At 70.5% G+C, this 17,173-nt stretch carries 17 protein-coding genes; 3 read left to right on the forward strand and 14 right to left on the reverse strand.

The annotated features are described in order from the left end of the window. Window positions 1–38: 38 nt before the first annotated feature. On the forward strand, window positions 39–440 hold the full coding sequence (locus EL493_RS24500) for a nuclear transport factor 2 family protein (protein ID WP_019047804.1): 402 nt from the start codon (window positions 39–41) through the stop codon (window positions 438–440). Here the strand turns inward: EL493_RS24500 and EL493_RS24505 are convergent, their stop codons facing one another. Further along, on the reverse strand, window positions 441–1,031 hold the full coding sequence (locus EL493_RS24505; protein WP_030203536.1) for a TetR/AcrR family transcriptional regulator: 591 nt from the start codon (window positions 1,029–1,031) through the stop codon (window positions 441–443). It lies immediately after the preceding gene. Window positions 1,032–1,105: 74 nt separating this feature from the next. Here EL493_RS24505 and EL493_RS24510 point away from each other — a divergent pair, with 74 nt between their 5' ends. Next, window positions 1,106–1,951 carry an SDR family oxidoreductase gene (locus EL493_RS24510; protein ID WP_019047806.1) on the forward strand — a complete coding sequence of 282 codons (846 nt, stop codon included), beginning with the start codon at window positions 1,106–1,108 and terminating at the stop codon, window positions 1,949–1,951. A 15-nt stretch (window positions 1,952–1,966) separates the two neighbouring features. On the opposite strand, the gene EL493_RS24515 is transcribed toward EL493_RS24510, so the two are convergent. The 9 genes from EL493_RS24515 to EL493_RS24555 form a co-directional block, all read right to left on the reverse strand. Continuing rightward, window positions 1,967–2,602: a maleylpyruvate isomerase family mycothiol-dependent enzyme gene (locus EL493_RS24515; protein WP_019047807.1), complete on the reverse strand. Its 636-nt coding sequence runs from the start codon at window positions 2,600–2,602 to the stop codon at window positions 1,967–1,969. Between the two features lie 90 nt (window positions 2,603–2,692). After that, on the reverse strand, window positions 2,693–3,508 hold the full coding sequence (locus EL493_RS24520) for an acyl-CoA thioesterase domain-containing protein (protein ID WP_019047808.1): 816 nt from the start codon (window positions 3,506–3,508) through the stop codon (window positions 2,693–2,695). 163 nt (window positions 3,509–3,671) lie between these two features. After that, entirely contained in the window at window positions 3,672–5,882 is a 2,211-nt protein-coding gene (locus tag EL493_RS33295) for a primosomal protein N' (protein WP_019047809.1), read from the reverse strand. Between the two features lie 62 nt (window positions 5,883–5,944). Then, complete coding sequence (gene metK, locus EL493_RS24530; RefSeq protein WP_030203533.1) at window positions 5,945–7,156, reverse strand: methionine adenosyltransferase; 1,212 nt, start codon at window positions 7,154–7,156, stop codon at window positions 5,945–5,947. A 246-nt stretch (window positions 7,157–7,402) separates the two neighbouring features. Beyond that, a complete protein-coding gene (gene coaBC, locus EL493_RS24535) occupies window positions 7,403–8,620 on the reverse strand; it encodes a bifunctional phosphopantothenoylcysteine decarboxylase/phosphopantothenate--cysteine ligase CoaBC (protein WP_019047811.1) in 1,218 nt (405 codons plus the stop codon). 28 nt (window positions 8,621–8,648) lie between these two features. Beyond that, the gene (gene rpoZ, locus EL493_RS24540) at window positions 8,649–8,924 is read right to left on the reverse strand and encodes a DNA-directed RNA polymerase subunit omega (protein ID WP_019047812.1); all 276 of its coding nucleotides are present in this window, start codon (window positions 8,922–8,924) and stop codon (window positions 8,649–8,651) included. A 28-nt stretch (window positions 8,925–8,952) separates the two neighbouring features. Then, window positions 8,953–9,537 carry a guanylate kinase gene (gmk, locus tag EL493_RS24545; RefSeq protein WP_019047813.1) on the reverse strand — a complete coding sequence of 195 codons (585 nt, stop codon included), beginning with the start codon at window positions 9,535–9,537 and terminating at the stop codon, window positions 8,953–8,955. A gap of 5 nt (window positions 9,538–9,542) precedes the next feature. Then, window positions 9,543–9,863, reverse strand: coding sequence for an integration host factor, actinobacterial type (gene mihF / locus EL493_RS24550; RefSeq protein WP_030203531.1), 321 nt, complete (start codon window positions 9,861–9,863; stop codon window positions 9,543–9,545). A gap of 348 nt (window positions 9,864–10,211) precedes the next feature. Next, the gene (locus EL493_RS24555; protein ID WP_022566291.1) at window positions 10,212–10,802 is read right to left on the reverse strand and encodes a TetR/AcrR family transcriptional regulator; all 591 of its coding nucleotides are present in this window, start codon (window positions 10,800–10,802) and stop codon (window positions 10,212–10,214) included. A 30-nt stretch (window positions 10,803–10,832) separates the two neighbouring features. On the opposite strand from EL493_RS24555, the gene EL493_RS24560 reads away from it, so the two are divergent. Next, complete coding sequence (locus tag EL493_RS24560; RefSeq protein ID WP_022566290.1) at window positions 10,833–11,186, forward strand: DUF6463 family protein; 354 nt, start codon at window positions 10,833–10,835, stop codon at window positions 11,184–11,186. A gap of 178 nt (window positions 11,187–11,364) precedes the next feature. Here EL493_RS24560 and pyrF read toward each other — a convergent pair whose 3' ends face one another. Genes pyrF through EL493_RS24580 form a run of 4 tightly spaced genes read right to left on the reverse strand, consistent with a single transcriptional unit; the run spans window position 11,365 to window position 17,171 of the window. Beyond that, complete coding sequence (pyrF, locus tag EL493_RS24565; protein ID WP_022566289.1) at window positions 11,365–12,189, reverse strand: orotidine-5'-phosphate decarboxylase; 825 nt, start codon at window positions 12,187–12,189, stop codon at window positions 11,365–11,367. Between the two features lies 1 nt (window position 12,190). Beyond that, window positions 12,191–15,553 carry a carbamoyl-phosphate synthase large subunit gene (carB, locus tag EL493_RS24570; RefSeq protein ID WP_019047818.1) on the reverse strand — a complete coding sequence of 1,121 codons (3,363 nt, stop codon included), beginning with the start codon at window positions 15,551–15,553 and terminating at the stop codon, window positions 12,191–12,193. Continuing rightward, on the reverse strand, window positions 15,553–16,668 hold the full coding sequence (carA, locus tag EL493_RS24575; RefSeq protein ID WP_019047819.1) for a glutamine-hydrolyzing carbamoyl-phosphate synthase small subunit: 1,116 nt from the start codon (window positions 16,666–16,668) through the stop codon (window positions 15,553–15,555). The genes carB and carA overlap by 1 nt, the downstream gene beginning before the upstream one ends. Then, window positions 16,665–17,171: a PH-like domain-containing protein gene (locus EL493_RS24580; protein ID WP_019047820.1), complete on the reverse strand. Its 507-nt coding sequence runs from the start codon at window positions 17,169–17,171 to the stop codon at window positions 16,665–16,667. The genes carA and EL493_RS24580 overlap by 4 nt, the downstream gene beginning before the upstream one ends. Window positions 17,172–17,173: the final 2 nt, after the last annotated feature.

The raw sequence follows: 17,173 nt of genomic DNA on the forward strand, positions 1-17,173 counted from the left end.
CCGATGCCGTGCCGGTCGCGGCGGCCGACACTTCCCCTATGACCACTTCCACACTCCCCCAGCAGACGACCGACTCTCCGGTCGACCAGGCTTTTCTGGCCGCGCTGACCCGGCGCGACTTCCCCGCGATGACCGCCTGCCTGTCCCCCGACGTGCGCCTGCGTGGCCTCATCCCGCCCGGCCCGTTCGACGCGACCGGCGCCGAACCGGTGATCGACCGGTTCCGCGGCTGGTTCGGCGGACCCGACACCTTCGCCGTCGTCGATTCCGGGCGCGAGCACCGCGGCGGCAAGCTGGCCCTGCACTGGCTCGTCCGGATGGTGCCCGCGCACGATCCCGGCGCCGCCAGGATCGCCGAGCAGCGGGTGTTCCTCACCGTCGACCACGACCGGATCACCAGCATCGACCTGCTGTGCTCGGGTTGGCAGCCGGCCGTCTGATCAGGCGGGTCCGGTGAGGGTGTCGATCCAGCGCTCCAGCCGCGCGCCCTCGGCCACCATCAGGTCGGGGTCGCGGAAGGTGTTGGTGAGCAACGAGATTCCCTGGTAGGCGGCGACGAACGCGATGGCGAGTTCGTCGGCGTCGGGCCTGCCCAGTTCGGTGAACTGGGTGCGCGCCCAGTCGACGAGCAAGCGCAGCAGCCGGGCCGGCTCGCCGTCGAAGGCGTCCTCGCGCTTGTCGAGTTCGGCGGCCAGCGAGCCGGACGGGCAGCCGTAGCGCGCCATCAGCTCCCGGTCCGCGACCCAGCCCCGGACCATGCCCTTCAACCGTTCGGCGGGGCCGGGCAGTTCCGCGAGGCGGGCGACGATCTCGGCCAGCACGCCCGCGTGCGTGTCGATCACGGCCTGGACGAACTGGTCCTTGGTCTTGAAGTAGTAGTACACATTGCCGACCGGGACGTCGGCCGCGGCGGCGATGTCGGCGATGGTCGTCTTCTCGACGCCCTGCTCGTAGAACACCCGCGCGGCCGCCTCGACCAGGCGTTCCCGCTTCCCCGCCCTCGGTGGCACCCGCGTCGCTGAGTCAGTCACACAACTAACTATAGACAAGCGGGGCGTCGAGCGGCTACGGTGAGTTAGTCAGCCAACTAACTCAAGGAGTTCTCATGATCGTCGTCACCGGAGCCACCGGAAACATCGGCCGCCACCTGGTCGGCCTGCTCGCCGCGGCGGGCGAGCCGGTGCGCGCCGTGTCCCGGGGCACCACACCGGTGGATCTGCCCGCGAAGGTGGAGCATGTGGTCGCCGATCTGGGCGACATCGACAGCCTCGCCCCCGCGTTCGAGGGTGCCGACGCGCTGTTCCTGCTGATCACCGGCGCGCAGCTGATGACCGGTCCCGAGCCGCAGCGACTGCTGAAGGCCGCGGCGGCCGCCGGGGTTCGCCGGGTGGTGTTCGTGTCCTCGCAGGGCGCGGTGACCCGGCCCGATTCCGACGGCTACGCGCGGTCCCTGGAGTTCGAGCGGGCGCTGGCGGATTCCGATCTCGCCTGGACGGTGTTGCGGCCCGGCGGGTTCTTCTCCAACACCTACGCCTGGATCGAGTCGGTGCGCTCGGCGCGGACCGTCGCCGCGCCGTTCGGCGGCGTCGGCCTGCCCGCGGTCGATCCCGCTGACATCGCCGCGGTCGCCGCGGTCGCGCTGCGAACGGACGAGCACGCCGGGCGGGCCTACACCCTGACCGGTCCCGCCCTGGTGACACCGCGGGAGCAGGCGGCCGCGCTGGCCGCCGCGGTCGGCGAGCCGATCAGCTTCGTCGAGCTCACGCCCGCGCAGGCGAAGGCGAATCTGCTGCGGTTCATGCCGGAGGCGGTCGCCGACCACACGTTGACCATCCTCGGCACACCCACGGCGGCGGAACAGGAGGTCTCCGGCGACATCGCGACGGTGCTCGGGCGCCCGGCGACCGCGTACGCGGAGTGGGCCACGGCCAACAGCGCGCTGTTCCGCTGAGCGCCGTTGCCGGATTCAGGATCCGAGGCGGGTCCGCAAAGTGGTGAGGCCGGGGCCGGTGAGGTCGTCGCAGAACGTGGGCCTGCCCGCCATCACCATGACGAGGGCGATCGTCGGCCCGCTCACCACCGGGCCCGCACCGGCGGCGAAGGTGCCGTCGGTGGCCTGGACGCGCAGGCCCTCGATCATGGTCTTGCTCGCGACGGCGAAGTCACGGCTCGCGTAGAACTCGGCGACGGCGGTGGCCGCCGCGGGCGAGGGCGTGGCGGTCAGGCCGAGTGGGCGACGGATGTCCTGGCTGTGCACCACCACTTCGCCCAGCCACGCCGCCGTGTGGCCGGACGCGCCGGTGGTGCTGGTGACGACGGCCCGGAAGCGATCGAGGGTCTCGGCCGGGGTGGCGCCGCGATGCTCGGCCAGGCGTCGCGCGTTGTGCCGGTCGAAGTCGAAACGGGCGCCGAGGACGCTGGCGATCCAGCGCAGCCTGCCGGTACTGGCCGCGGCGGTGAGGTGGGCGACGACATCCTCGACCGTCCAGTCCCCGCACAGCGAGGGCGTGGCCCAGTCGCCGGCGTCCAGGCCGGCCAGGTCCTCGGCCAGTGCGGCCCGTTCGGCATGTGCCAGCGCCCAGAGTGTGTCGCGGTCGGCCATGGCTCCCTCTCGGTCGGCGCGCGATTCGCCGCGCGCGGTCGTCGCTATTGATGACGACGGCCGGTCCGCGAAATCATCGCCGAACCGCGGTCAGCGGTCGGCGGTCGCGGGCACCGGCTCGCCGCGGTGCGCGGGGATCGAGCGGCGACGGTCGTTGGCGAGCGCGGTGATCACGCAGGTACCGAGCGGGCCCTGCCGGTCGTACATGGTGGCGGTACTCACCGCGACTCCCGCGTGCGGCACGTGGCCGAGGGCCTGCAAGCCCAGTTCCGGGCCCACCGGCAGCCGCGACAGCGTGAGCGTCATATCGGCGTTGATGTAGCCGACGCCCCGCGAACCCCAGTGGCAGACGAGGTTGGTGAGGTCACCGGTGGCGGCGGCCCGCTGGAACGGCGTGAACGGCTCCCCCGCCACCAGCGGGGGCAGGTTCTGCCAGGCGACCTTGCGCTCGGCGTCGCGGGCGGTGGTGAAGTCGGTGATCCAGTCGGCGTCGCCGGATTTGAACAGCGGCGGTGCGCCCTGCGGATCGTCGTTGCGCAGGTCGGGCACCGGTAACTGCCGCGACGGCTGCCAGACGGTGCCCGGCGGGTCGTCGGTGGCGGCCAGGAATGTCACCGTCGCCCGCGCCCGGGTCTGCCCCTGCTGCATGAGCCGCGAGTCCACGACCTTGATCCGGTTGCCCGCCCGGACCACCGTGCTCTCCAGCGCGATCGGGTCCCTGGTGACCTGCTGGAACAGATCCACCGAGATCCGCGCCGGAATGAAACCGTCTCCGGGACTGTGCTTCTCGGCCTCCACGGCGAGCAGTCCGCACACCCCGACTCCGTGCAGCTGATTCGGCGACCACCGGCTCACCGCCAGGTCGCTCGCCACATACATCCCGTCGCGCACCGTGAAGAACTCCACCACGATCCTCTCTACTCACCCGTTGCACATGGTAAGCACAGCCGTCTCAGGCACCTGCGCCCCGGCGCACGGACACGGGCGGGCCTGAGCCGCGGTGCCGCTCCATGCGGTCGCCGGTGGGAGCTGCGGACCGGCCGCTGGCGAGAGCCGGCGGACTAACAGATCAGCCGATGTCGACGGGGTCGATCTGGATGCGCAGGGGCGCGTCGGAGCGGTGGGAGCTGCGGACCGCGCGGGCCGCGGTCAGGGCGCGGGCGAGGGGGGCGCCTTCGGTGCGGCCCACGCGCAACAGCATCCGTTCGACCTCGGCCGGTTCCTCGGCGCCGGAGAAGGGTTTGCGGGCCGTGGGCGGCAGGGGTACCGGGCCGAGAACCTCGACGTGCGGGGGTAGCTGGGTCACGTCGAGCAGCTCGGCGATCGACGCGGAGGTGCCGTCGATCGCGGCGAGGCGGACCGCGGGCGGGAAGCCGACCTCGGCTCTGGCCTCGAGTTCGGCGGCGGCGTGGTTGACCGGGTCCCAGCGGACCAGGGCCTGCACAGTGGGAAGGGAGGGCTCGGCCATGACGATCACCTGGCCGCGTGGGCGGACCAGGGCGGCGGCGCCCATCCAGCGGCGCAAGGTGTCCTCGGTGGCGCGCAGGTCGGCGCGCCCGAGCAGGGCCCACCCGTCGAGCAGCAGCGCGACCCCGTACCCACCGCGCACCAGCGGTTCCGCGCCGACGGTGGCGACCACGACCTGGGCGCCCGGTTCGACGCTGTCGACGACCTCGCCGCCGCCGGACCCGCGGATCGGCACGCCGGGAAACGCCCGGCCGAGTTCCTCGGCGGTGCGGGCCGCCCCGATCACCATGGCGCGCAGGGCGCGGGCGCCGCAGGCCTGGCAGCGGAACGCGGCCTCGGTGATGCCGCACCACCGGCACTGCGGACTGGCCGCCTCCCCCGTGCTCGACTGCGGCAGCGCCAGTGGGCCGTTGCAGTGCCTGCACCGCGCCGGGGTACGGCACTTCGCACAGGCCAGCGAGGGCACGTAGCCGCGACGCGGTACCTGCACCAGCACGGCGGCGTCTTCACGCAGGGCGGCGCGGGCCGCGGCGAACGCCACCCCGGGCATCCGGACCTGGCGGGCCAGTGCGTCGCGCTCCAACGCGAAGTCGGTGTCGCCGGGCGCGCTGATCCGGGGCATCGCCGCGCGCAGCACCTGCCGGTCGGCGAGAAGGTCACGTGCCCAGCCGGATTCGACCACCGCCTGGATCTCGGCGGTCCGCGCGAACCCCGCGGCGACGAAGGCCGCGCCGCTCTCGTGCGCGCGCAGCATCGCGACCTCGCGAGCGTGCGGATACGGTGCGCGCGGCTCGGCATAGGTGTCGTCGCCGTCGTCCCAGAGGGCGATCAACCCGAGATCACGGACGGGGGCGAACACCGCGGCCCTGGTGCCCACCACCACGCGTGCCTGCCCGCGCAGGACCGACAGCCACCGCCGGTACCGCGCCGCGGGCCCGAGTCCGGCCGACAACCCGACCGCCGAATCCCCCACCAGCCGAAGACATTCGGCGAGCAGCCGATCCAGATCCCGCTGATCCGGCACCATCAGCACCGCGCTGCGGCCCCCGGCCACCACCGCCGCCGCGAGCTCTGCCAACCGCGCCGCCCAGTCCTCCCCCGGCAGCGCCTGCCAGGCCGCGCGCGGCGCGCGGCCGTCGGTCAGCGCGGTGACGAAAGCGGCGCCGTGGGTGTATCGGGACCAGGCCGACGTGTCGATGCCAGACCCCGGATCAGCAGCGGATTCCGTTGCAGCAGCGGTGATTTCCGCATCGACAGCCGCCGGGGACACGCTGGCGGACGTCCGCCGGTCACGGTCGATCACCGGCCCAGCCGTCCTGTCGCCGTCGGGACCGACGGGTACCGCGGCAGCCTCAGGCGCCGGCCGCGAGCCATCCACGGCAGTGCTGGCCGACGCCTCCGACCGGTCGGCACTTCCTTCCGGCACGACATCGGAAGACGCCGCCTCGGTCACGTGACGGTCCGGGGCCGCGGCGGACTTCTTCGTGCCACCGGTCTCGGTGCGGGCGTGCCGGGGTGGGATGGCCAGGCGCAGGACGTCGGCGCGCGTGCCCGCGTAACGGGCGGCGACGGCGGTGGCCAGTCGCAGGACCTCGGGGGTGAGGACGCGTTCGGCCGAGACGACCTTTTCGAGGGGCATCATCTTGCCGGTGTGGTCGGTGCGCGGCAGGCGCTCGAGGAGGTACCCGTCGACGAGCCGGCCGGCGAAGCGCACCCGGACCCGAACCCCCGGCTGGGCGATCTCGTCCAGTTCCGGCGGCACCAGGTAGTCGAAGTCGCGGTCCAGGTGCGCAGGCGACAGCAGCGGGAGCACCCGAGCGATCGGGTGTCCCGCTGCTGTCTGTGTTTCGTCCGCTGCCACGCGGGCGGTGGGTCTTACAGGCCGACGGCCGCGCGCAGCTTGTCGGCGCGGTCCGTGTGCTCCCAGGGCAGGTCGACATCGGTGCGGCCGAAGTGACCGTAGGCCGCGGTCGGCGCGTAGATCGGGCGCAGCAGGTCCAGGTCGCGGATGATCGCGCCCGGACGCAGGTCGAAGACCTCGGAGATGGCGGCGGAGATGCGGGCCGGGTCGACCTTCTCCGTGCCGAAGGTCTCGACGAACAGGCCGACCGGTGCCGACTTGCCGATCGCGTACGCGACCTGCACCTCGACGCGCTCGGCCAGCTCGGCGGCCACGACGTTCTTGGCGACCCAGCGCATGGCGTAGGCGGCCGAACGGTCCACCTTCGACGGGTCCTTGCCGGAGAACGCGCCACCACCGTGGCGGGCCATGCCGCCGTAGGTGTCGACGATGATCTTGCGGCCGGTCAGGCCGGCGTCGCCCATCGGGCCACCGAGGACGAACTTGCCGGTCGGGTTGACCAGCAGGCGGATGTCGGAGGTGTCCAGGGTGGGCAGGTTCAGGTCACCGACGACCGCGTCGACGACCTTGGACCGGATGTCGGGGGCCAGCAGGTTGTCCAGGTCGATATCGGCCGCGTGCTGGGTGGAGATGACCACGGTGTCCAGGCGGACCGGCTTGTCACCGTCGTATTCGATGGTGACCTGGGTCTTGCCGTCGGGACGCAGGTACGGCAGCACGCCGGACTTGCGGACCTCGGTGAGCTTGCGCGAGAGCCGGTGCGCGAGCGCGATCGGCAGCGGCATCAGCTCGGGGGTGTCGGTGGTGGCGTAGCCGAACATCAGGCCCTGGTCACCGGCGCCCTGGCGCTCGATCTCGTCGTCGGAGCCGCCCACCCGCGCCTCGTGCGAGGTGTCGACACCCTGCGCGATGTCGGGCGACTGGGCGCCGATCGCGATGTTCACACCGCAGGAGTTTCCGTCGAAACCCTTTGCGGAGGAGTCGTATCCGATCTCGAGGACCTTCTCGCGGACGATCCGCGGGATGTCGGCGTAGGCGGAGGTGGTGACCTCGCCCGCGACATGAACCTGACCCGTGGTCACCAGGGTCTCCACCGCGACCCGGCTGCGCGGGTCGGCCGCGAGCAGCGCGTCGAGGATGGAATCGCTGATCGCGTCACAGATCTTGTCCGGATGCCCCTCGGTCACGGACTCACTGGTGAATAGCCGACTACCTGTCGTACGCACAGTTATTCCCTCTCCCTCAACGGGTTACTCGTATCGGGCAGTGACGGTAACTTCTCGGCGCTACCGCACAACCCTTCTTCTCAGACTATTCCAAACCACCGACGAGGTGGCGCAGTGCACACAGACTGTCCCGGACTGTTCACCGAACCGGCGAACTCCCCCACGGACAAGATCCGTACGCAGTACACTGCGCGACGATCCTTGCAGCGCAACAGATCTCGCGAAGTATGTCCGACCGTACCCCGGTCAGCGCAACAGCGGGACGAGCGCGTCGAGCACCCGGCTGGCCAGCAGCGCCTTGGAGCCGTGGTCGAGCGCCTGCTCGGTGCCGTCGGCGCCGAGCAGCCAGCCGTCGTTGGTGTCGACCTCGAACGCCTTGCCCTCACCGACCGCGTTGACCACGAGCAGGTCGCAGCCCTTCCTGGCCAGCTTCGCGCGGGCGTGGGTGAGCACGTCACCGTTCTCGTCCCCGGTCTCGGCGGCGAAGCCGACGATCGCGGTGCCGGCCAACCTGCCGTCGGTGCGCGCGTCGACCAGTCCGGCGAGGATGTCCTCGTTCTTGGTCAGCGGGATCACGTCGGGCTCGTCGACGCCCTTCTTGATCTTCGCAGCGGCCACATGGGTCGGACGGAAATCGGCCACCGCCGCGGCCATGATGACCGCGTCGGCGCCGAGCGCGTGCTTGTCGACCGCGGTCTTGAGCTGGTCGGCGGTGGTGATGTGCACCAGTTCCACGGCCGCCGGCGGCGCGAGTTCGATGGTGTTGCCCGCGATCAGGGTCACCTGGGCGCCGCGCTGGGCGGCGACCCGGGCCAGGGCGTAGCCCTGCTTGCCCGAGCTGCGGTTGCCGAGGAAGCGCACCGGGTCCAGTGGCTCCCTCGTGCCACCGGCGGTGATCACCACGCGGCGACCGGCGAGGTCGCGGGGCAGCGCGTCGGGGCGCTCCAGCAGCAGCGAGGCCAGGCCGAAGATCTCCTCCGGCTCGGGCAGCCTGCCCGGACCGGTGTCGGTGCCGGTGAGCCGGCCCGACGCGGGTTCCATGACATTGGCGCCGTGCGCTCGCAGCGTCGCGACATTGGCCACCGTGGCCGGATGCTCCCACATCTCGGTGTGCATCGCGGGCGCGAAGAGCACCGGACATCGGGCCGTCAGCAAGGTGGCGGTGAGCAGATCGTCGGCGCGCCCCTGTGCGGCGCGCGCCATCAGATCCGCGGTGGCGGGGGCGATGACGACCAGATCGGCCTCCTGGCCGATCCGGACATGCGGCACCTCGGGCACGTCGGCGAACACACCGGTGTGCACCGGCTGGCCCGACAGCGCCTCGAAGGTCGCCTTACCGACGAACTGCAGGGCCGACTCGGTGGGAATCACCCGCACCTGATGGCCGGTCTCGGTGAACCGGCGAACGAGGGCACACGCCTTGTAGGCGGCGATGCCCCCGCCGACCCCGACGACGATCCGCATGGTCTCTACGCCTCCGGAAAAGAGATTGTCACTCGCCCTCGGTGTGCTCGAGCAGGTCGGAGTGGATTTCACGCATGGCGACCGACAGCGGCTTCTCCTGCAGGCCGGGCTCGACCAGCGGGCCGACGTACTCGAGGATGCCGTCGCCGAGCTGGTTGTAGTAGTCGTTGATCTGGCGCGCCCGCTTGGCCGCGTAGATCACCAGGGCGTACTTGGACGAGGTGCGCTCGAGCAGTTCGTCGATCGGCGGGTTGGTCAGGCCGATCGGGGTGTCGTACGCGGGTGCTGCGGTGTCCGTGCTCACTAGGGGAGGCTCCTGCGGGGTCAGTGGGTCAAGAACTCGAATTTGTGCTAACGAATAACGATACCAACTGCTCGCAGGCCGTCGTCACCTCGGCGTTCACGATCACCGTGTCGAACTCGTCACAGGCCGCCAATTCCACCCGGGCGGTCTCGAGCCTGCGCTCGATCACCTCGGGTGTCTCGGTGCCGCGCGAGCGCAGGCGCGAGACCAGTTCGTCCCAGCTCGGCGGCGCGAGGAACACCAGCAGTGCCTCGGGCATCGCGCGCCGGACCGACCGCGCGCCGGCCAGATCGACCTCGAGCAGAACGTGATGTCCGGCCGCCAGTGCTTCCCGCACCGGGGCCGCGGGGGTGCCCGAACGCTGCAGCCCCCCGTGGATGTCTGCCCATTCGAGCAGCTCGTCCGCCGCGATCATGGCGTCGAACTCGGCTCGGGACACGAAGCGGTAGTCACGGCCGTCGACCTCCCCGGGCCGCGGGGCCCGGGTCGTCGCCGACACACTGAAGACCAGCTCGGGCAGGCGTTCCCGCACGCACCGCACGACCGTGGACTTACCCACGGCCGAGGGGCCGACCAGTACAACCAGTCGACCCTTCCGCGTGTGTTCGACCACCTGAATCAGGAGTCGAAGTCGAAGCGAGCCAGCAGCGCCTTGCGCTGACGGTCGCCCAGGCCACGGAGACGCCGGGTGGGGGCGATCTCCAGCTCGGTCATGATCTCGGCAGCCTTGACCTTGCCCACCTTCGGCAGAGCCTCGAGCAGCGCCGACACCTTCATCTTGCCGAGAATCTCGTCGGACTCGGCATCGGTGAGGACCTGCTTCAGGTTGGTGCCACCACGCTTCAGGCGCTCCTTGAGCTCTGCCCGAGCGCGGCGAGCGGCAGCCGCCTTCTCCAAAGCAGCGGCGCGCTGCTCGTCAGTCAGCTGGGGAAGGGCCACGGGTTCCTCCGTCTCATCGTTCATTGCTAGATCTACCGCCGGTTACCCGGACGGTCTGTGCGACCGTACCCACGGTGCGCGCCGATTGCGAACCCGACCCCCAGGTCAGGGCCGGATTACGGATGACGTATGGCGCGCGCGGGCCCGATGCGGTGACCGGTGATTCTCTCGTCCCGATCGTACCGCCGAATTCAGAAAAAGCATTCCCACCTGCGGTTATACCGAAATTGGCGAGGTTAGCCATTCGGTTGCGCCCGGGGCGGTCACAGGTCCCGCAAACCCGGTGGCGCGCGACCAGCGGGTTTCCGGAAAATCCCCGCGTGTCGCACGATTTCGCACAGCGTGTCGTCAAGATCGGGAACGGAAACGGTCCAGAACCGCGCCGGTGGCGGTGGCGACGACCTCGTCGATCCACTCCGGAATCGGCGCCGCGCGCGCGATGTAGTCACGCACCAGGCCGTACGGAATCGCCTTCACCGCGGCCTCGGCAACGGCGGTGGTCCGCGCGTCGGCGGTGCCGAATTCGGTGACCACAGCGGCCAGCAGGGCGGCGTTCATGGCGTCGTTGACGGTGGCGATCTCGTGCCGCAGTGCCTCGGGGCCGACCGTGCGCAGTTCGTCGCGATGGAACATCTTCATCGCCCTGGCCTCGGTCGGGTGCTCGCGGCAGTAGCGCGGGAGGTAGGTGGCCGCGGCCAGCAGCGGCGACGGCCCGGCGAGCGCGGCGAGCAGGCCCTCGTGGAAGCGCCGGATGGAGCGCAGCCACAGCCGGGCGAGCAGTTCGTCACGTGAGGCGAAACGCACATAGATCGACCCCGTGTGCACGCCCGCGGCCGTGCCGATCGCGGAGATGGCGGGCCGGGTGATCGCCGGATCCGCCAGCAGCTCGCGGGCCGCGTCGAGCACCTGGTCGTCGGTGAAGAGCCGGGGTCTTGCCACCGGCCCAGCCTAGTGGCACAGTTTATGAATATGCATTCAAAAACTAGGTTCCCGCTGGCCGGCGCGGCGCTGGTGGTCATCGCGGCGGTTCACACGATCATGGGCCTGGTGGTGCTCGCGGCCGGCGATCAGGACACCGAGCTGTCGTTCTGGTTCACCCTGTTCGGGGTGGTCGGCATCGGGCTCGGTCTGGCCATGATCGAGCTGGAACGTCTGCGTGGTTTCGTGCCGGGAACGGTTCTGGCCGCCCTCGCGGTGACGACCGTCGCCGGGCTGGTGTACATGCCGCTGTCGGGTTTCGTCACGCTGCTGGTGCCGCTCGGGGTCGGCACGGTGGGCTGGTGGCGTGGCCGCGCCCCCGCCGCGGCCGCACACCCGCGCTGACGGCGTTTCATCCACCCAGCGCCGAACAACCATGCGACAGAAGCTTTTTCGTGCCTGTGCGGTTGTTCTGGGGACCAGCCCGGCGGCCATGCCGGTGGCCGGTACAGTGCGCGTGACGGCACCGAGGGAAAGGGGGCCGGGCCGGTGTCACACCGGGCCCGGCCCCGTCGCGATGTCCTCAGCCCTGCAGGAAAGCGAACTCCTCCTGCAGCTGAGCCGTCTTGTCGCACAGCGCCGTCACCGACGGGCCCGCGTTGAGCACCTCGCGCGACACGTTGGGCACCACGGCAGCCAGGTTCGCCGCGGGGACCAGGGCGCGGATGGAGTCCGCTCCCCCGCCCTGCGCGCCGACACCGGGCATCAGGATGGGCCCGTTGAGGTTCGACAGGTCCGGCGCCTCGGTGAGCGTCGCGCCGACGACCACGCCGACCGAGCCGAAGCCGTGGCCCGCGTTGCGCGCCGCCGCCTCGTCGACCATCGTCTGGGCGATCGTGCGGCCGTCCGCCGCGGTGATCCGCTGCAGTTGCGCCCCTTCGGGATTCGATGTCGCCGCGAGGACGAACACACCGCGATGATTGGCCTGCGCCAGGCTCAGCGCCGGGTCCAGGGACCCGAAACCGAGGTACGGCGAGACCGTCACCGCGTCCGAGCCCAGCGGGCCGTCACCGAGCCAGGCGTGCGCGTAGGCGTCCATGGTGGAGCCGATGTCGCCGCGCTTGGCGTCGGCCAGCACCAGGGTGCCCGAGGCGCGCAGCACCTCGATGGTGCGCTCGAGCACCGCGAGGCCGCCCGAACCATAGGTCTCGAAGAACGCGACCTGCGGCTTGACCAGGGCGACCCGGCCGTCGAAGGCCTCGACGCAGATCTCGGCGAACGCCTCTAGCCCGTCGACGTCCTCGGACAGCCCCCACGCCCGGAGCAGCCCGGGGTGGGGGTCGATGCCGACGCACAGCGGCCCGAACTGCCGCATCGCGTGCCGCAACCGATGACCGAAACTGTGCATGTCAGCCCCGCAGCACCGAGTGCAGTTCCTGCAGGGACCGCACCCCGATGCCGCCGTTGATGCCGGCTTCGATGCCCTGCACGGCCGCGGCCGCGCCCTGCACCGTGGTGATGCACGGGATGTTCGCGCCCACCGCGGCGGTGCGGATCTCGTAGCCGTCCACGCGGGGGCCCGAGTTGCCGTAGGGGGTGTTGAACACGATGTCGATCTCGCCGTCGCGGATCTGCTCGACGATCGAGGCCTCCGGCATGCCGGTGGCCGGATCGGTGGCCTCCGGGTCGGAGTGCTTGCGGACCTGCTCGCACGGGATGCCGTTGCGGCGCAGGGTTTCCGCGGTGCCCTCGGTGGCGAGGATGCGGAAGCCCAGGTCGTGCAGGCGCTTGATCGGGAACACCATGGCGCGCTTGTCGCGGTTGGCGACCGAGACGAACACCGTACCCTCGGTGGGCAGCGAACCGTAGGCGGCGGCCTGGCTCTTGGCGAAGGCGGTGCCGAAGTCGGCGTCGATGCCCATGACCTCACCGGTGGACTTCATCTCCGGCGAGAGCAGCGAGTCGATACCGGAGCCGTCGGCGCGACGGAACCGGTGGAAGGGCAGCACGGCTTCCTTCACCGCGACCGGCGCGTCCAGCGGGACGTGGCCGCCGTCGCCCTCGGGCGGCAGCATGCCTTCCTTGCGCAGGTCGGCGATGGAGGCACCGAGCATCACCCGGGCGCAGGCCTTGGCCAGCGGCACCGCGGTCGCCTTGGAGACGAACGGGACCGTGCGGCTGGCGCGCGGGTTGGCCTCGAGCACGTAGAGCACGTCGTCCTTGAGGGCGTACTGCACGTTGAGCAGGCCCTTCACGCCGATGCCCTTGGCCAGTGCGATGGTGGAGCGGCGCACGGCCTCGATGTCGCTGCGGCCCAGGGTGATCGGGGGCAGCGCGCAGGCGGAGTCACCGGAGTGGATGCCTGCTTCCTCGATGTGTTCCATGACGCCGCCGAGGAAGACCTCCTCGCCGTCGCACAGCGCGTCGACGTCGATCTCGATGGCGTCTTCCAGGAAGCGGTCGACCAGCACCGGGTGGTCCGGGTTGAGCTCGGTCGCGCGGGAGATGTAGCCCTCGAGCGAGGTCTCGTCGTAGACGATCTCCATGCCGCGCCCGCCCAGCACGTAGGACGGGCGGACCAGCACCGGGTAGCCGATCTCGGCGGCGATCTTCTTCGCCTGCTCGACGGTGGTGGCGGTGCCGTACTTGGGCGCGGGCAGGCCGGCCGCGACCAGCACGTCACCGAACTCGCCACGGTCCTCGGCCAGGTCGATGGCGGCCGCGGAGGTGCCGACCACCGGCACGCCGGCGTCGGTGAGCCGCTGCGCCAGGCTCAGCGGGGTCTGGCCGCCGAGCTGCACGATCACGCCCGCGACGGTGCCCGACTCCGATTCCGCGTGGTACACCTCGAGGACGTCCTCGAAGGTGAGCGGCTCGAAGTAGAGGCGATCGGCGGTGTCGTAGTCGGTCGACACGGTCTCGGGGTTGCAGTTGACCATGACGGTCTCGTAGCCCGCGGCCGACAGCGTCTGCGCGGCGTGCACACACGAGTAGTCGAACTCGATGCCCTGACCGATGCGGTTGGGGCCCGAGCCCAGGATGATCACCTTGTCGCGTTCGGTCTGCGGCGCGACCTCGGACTCGGCGCCGGGGTCCAGCTCGTAGGAGCTGTAGTGGTACGGCGTCTTGGCCTCGAACTCGGCGGCACAGGTGTCGACGGTCTTGTAGACCGGCCGCACGCCGAGGCGGTGGCGCAGCGCGCGGACCCCGGCCTCGCCGGCGAGTTCGGGGCGCAGGGCCGCGAGCTGGCGGTCGGACAGGCCGTAGTGCTTGGCCTGGCGCAGCAGGTCCTCGTCGAGGACCGGCGCGTCGAGGATCTCCTGGCGCAGCGCGACCAGACCGGCGACCTCGGCGACGAACCAGGGGTCGATGCCGGAGGCGGCGGCCGTCTCCTCGATGCTCGCGCCGAAGCGCAGCGCCCGCTCGACCTGGTAGATGCGGCCTTCGATCGGCACGCGCAGGTCGGCGAGGATGGCCTCGATCGCCTCGCGCACCGACGCCGGGTCGTTCGCGTCGGCCGGGGCCCACTTGCCGTCCTCGGCGGTCCAGAAGCTGGCGGCCTTGGTCTCGAGCGAGCGCAGCACCTTGCCGAGGGCCTCGGTGAAGTTGCGGCCCAGCGACATGGCCTCACCCACGGACTTCATGGTGGTGGTGAGGGTGCCGTCGGCGCCGGGGAACTTCTCGAAGGCGAACCGCGGCGCCTTCACCACGACGTAGTCGAGCGTCGGCTCGAAGCAGGCCGGGGTTTCCTTGGTGATGTCGTTGACGATCTCGTCGAGGGTGTAGCCGATGGCCAGCTTGGCGGCGATCTTGGCGATCGGGAAGCCGGTGGCCTTGGACGCCAGCGCCGAGGAGCGCGACACGCGCGGGTTCATCTCGATGACGATCAGGCGACCGTCCTTCGGGTCGACCGCGAACTGGATGTTGCAGCCACCGGTGTCGACGCCGACCTCGCGCAGGATGGCGATGCCCAGGTCGCGCATCTTCTGGTACTCGCGGTCGGTGAGGGTCATGGCCGGGGCCACGGTCATCGAGTCGCCGGTGTGCACGCCCATCGGGTCGACGTTCTCGATGGAGCAGACGATGACCACGTTGTCGCGGCCGTCGCGCATGAGCTCGAGCTCGTATTCCTTCCAGCCGAGGATGGACTCCTCGATCAGGACGTTCGCGGTGGGCGAGGCGGCCAGGCCGCCGCCGGCGATGCGGTCGAGGTCCTCGTGGTTGTAGGCCATGCCCGAGCCGAGGCCGCCCATGGTGAACGACGGGCGCACGACGACCGGGAAGCCGAGTTCTTCGACCGTCTCGCGGACCTCGGCCATGGTGAAACAGACCTTGGAGCGAGCGCTCTCGCCGCCGACCTTGGCGACGATGTCCTTGAACTTCTGCCGGTCCTCACCGCGCTGGATGGCGTCGAAGTCGGCGCCGATCAGCTCGACGTTGTACTTCTCCAGCACCCCGCGCTCGTGCAGCGCGACCGCGGTGTTCAGCGCGGTCTGCCCGCCGAGGGTCGCGAGAATGGCGTCGGGACGCTCCTTCTCGATGACCTTCTCGACGAACTCCGGGGTGATCGGCTCCACGTAGGTGGAGTCGGCGAACTCGGGGTCGGTCATGATGGTCGCCGGGTTGGAGTTCACCAGCGACACGCGCAGTCCCTCGGACCGCAGCACCCGGCACGCCTGGGTACCGGAATAGTCGAACTCGCACGCCTGGCCGATGACGATCGGTCCGGAACCGATCACCAGGATGTGCTTCAGATCCTCGCGGCGAGGCATCAGGCTCCTTCCATGAGACCGGCGAAACGGTCGAACAGGTATGCGGCGTCGTGCGGGCCTGCGGCGGCCTCGGGGTGGTACTGCACCGAGAAGGCGCGGCCGTCGATCAGCCGCACGCCCTCGACGGTGCCGTCGTTGGCGCAGATGTGGGAGACCTCGGCCTTGCCGAAGGGGGTGTCGAACAACTCGCCCTTCTCACCCTCGAGGGCGAAGCCGTGGTTCTGCGCGGTGATGGAGATGCGGCCGGTGCCCGCTTCGACCACCGGGATGTTGATGCCGCGGTGGCCGAACTTCATCTTGTAGGTGTCGCGGCCCAGCGCCCGGCCCAGGATCTGGTTGCCGAAGCAGATGCCGAACAGCGGGATTCCGCGCTCGAGCACACCCTGGGTCAGCGCGATCGCGCCGGTCTGGGTGGCCGGGTCGCCGGGGCCGTTCGAGAGGAACACGCCGTTCGGGTTCAGCGCCAGGATGTCGTCGAGGGAGGTGTTCGACGGCACCACGTGGGTGCGCACGCCGCGCTCGGCGAACATGCGCGGGGTGTTGGTCTTGATGCCGAGGTCGACCGCGACGACGGTGAAGCGGTGGTCGCCGACCGGCTCGATGGTGTACATGCCGTCGGTGCTGACCTCTTCGGCCAGATCCGCGCCGAGCATGGAGGGCTGGCCGTTGACCCGGGCCAGCAGCTCGTCGTCACCGGCGAGCGCGGCGCCGGAGAAGATGCCGGCCTTCATCGACCCCCGGGTGCGCAGGTGACGCACCACCGCGCGGGTGTCGATGCCGGCGATCCCGACCACGTCCTGCTTGTCCAGCTGATCCTGCAGCGTGCCGGTGGCGCGCCAGTTGGAGGAGATCGGCGAGGGGTCGCGCACGGCGTAGCCGGAGACCCAGATCTTGCCGGACTCGTCGTCCTCGTCGTTCCAGCCCGTGTTGCCGATCTGCGGGGCGGTGGCCACCACGATCTGACGGGCGTAGCTGGGGTCGGTGAGGGTCTCCTGGTACCCGGTCATCGCGGTGCAGAACACCGCCTCGCCCAGGGTCTGGCCCTCGGCGCCGAAGGCGGTACCGCGGAACACGCGGCCGTCCTCCAGCACCAGGGCTGCCTTCACTTTGCTCATTCGTCGTCTCCCGTCGTCGCCCTGGTCGCGTCCGCTGTCCACGCCGGGTACACCGTCTTGTCGTCGCCCCGGAATCCGGTGTCGATCTCGGTTCCGGTCGGCAGCGTCCAGCGAATGACCAGCACACCATTCTCTGTCATCACTTTGCCCGCGTGTCCGCGTTCGGTACGCACGGCCGACACGGATTCCTGCGGAATCCAGATCGGCGTCGTCCCGTCGCGTTCGAGCAGGATTCCGCGTTCGAACCGCGTCAATTCCGCGGTCGCCCGGAACCCCAGGTCACCGACCGCGATCCGGTCCTGCCAGCTGGGCGCGAGGGTGCTGCCCAGGTAGAGGCCGGTGGTCGGTTCCAGCAGTTGAGCGCCCAGTTCGGCGGGCACCGTCGGCAGTTCGCCGATCCGCCCCGCCTGGCGCGCGGCCTTCTTCTGCCAGGCCCGGTACATCAGCCACAGGCACACCAGGAAGAAGACCAGACACCCCAGCACCCACAGAATTCTCTCCACGT

It is taken from the genome of Nocardia asteroides (genome assembly GCF_900637185.1).
Lineage (GTDB): Bacteria > Actinomycetota > Actinomycetes > Mycobacteriales > Mycobacteriaceae > Nocardia > Nocardia asteroides.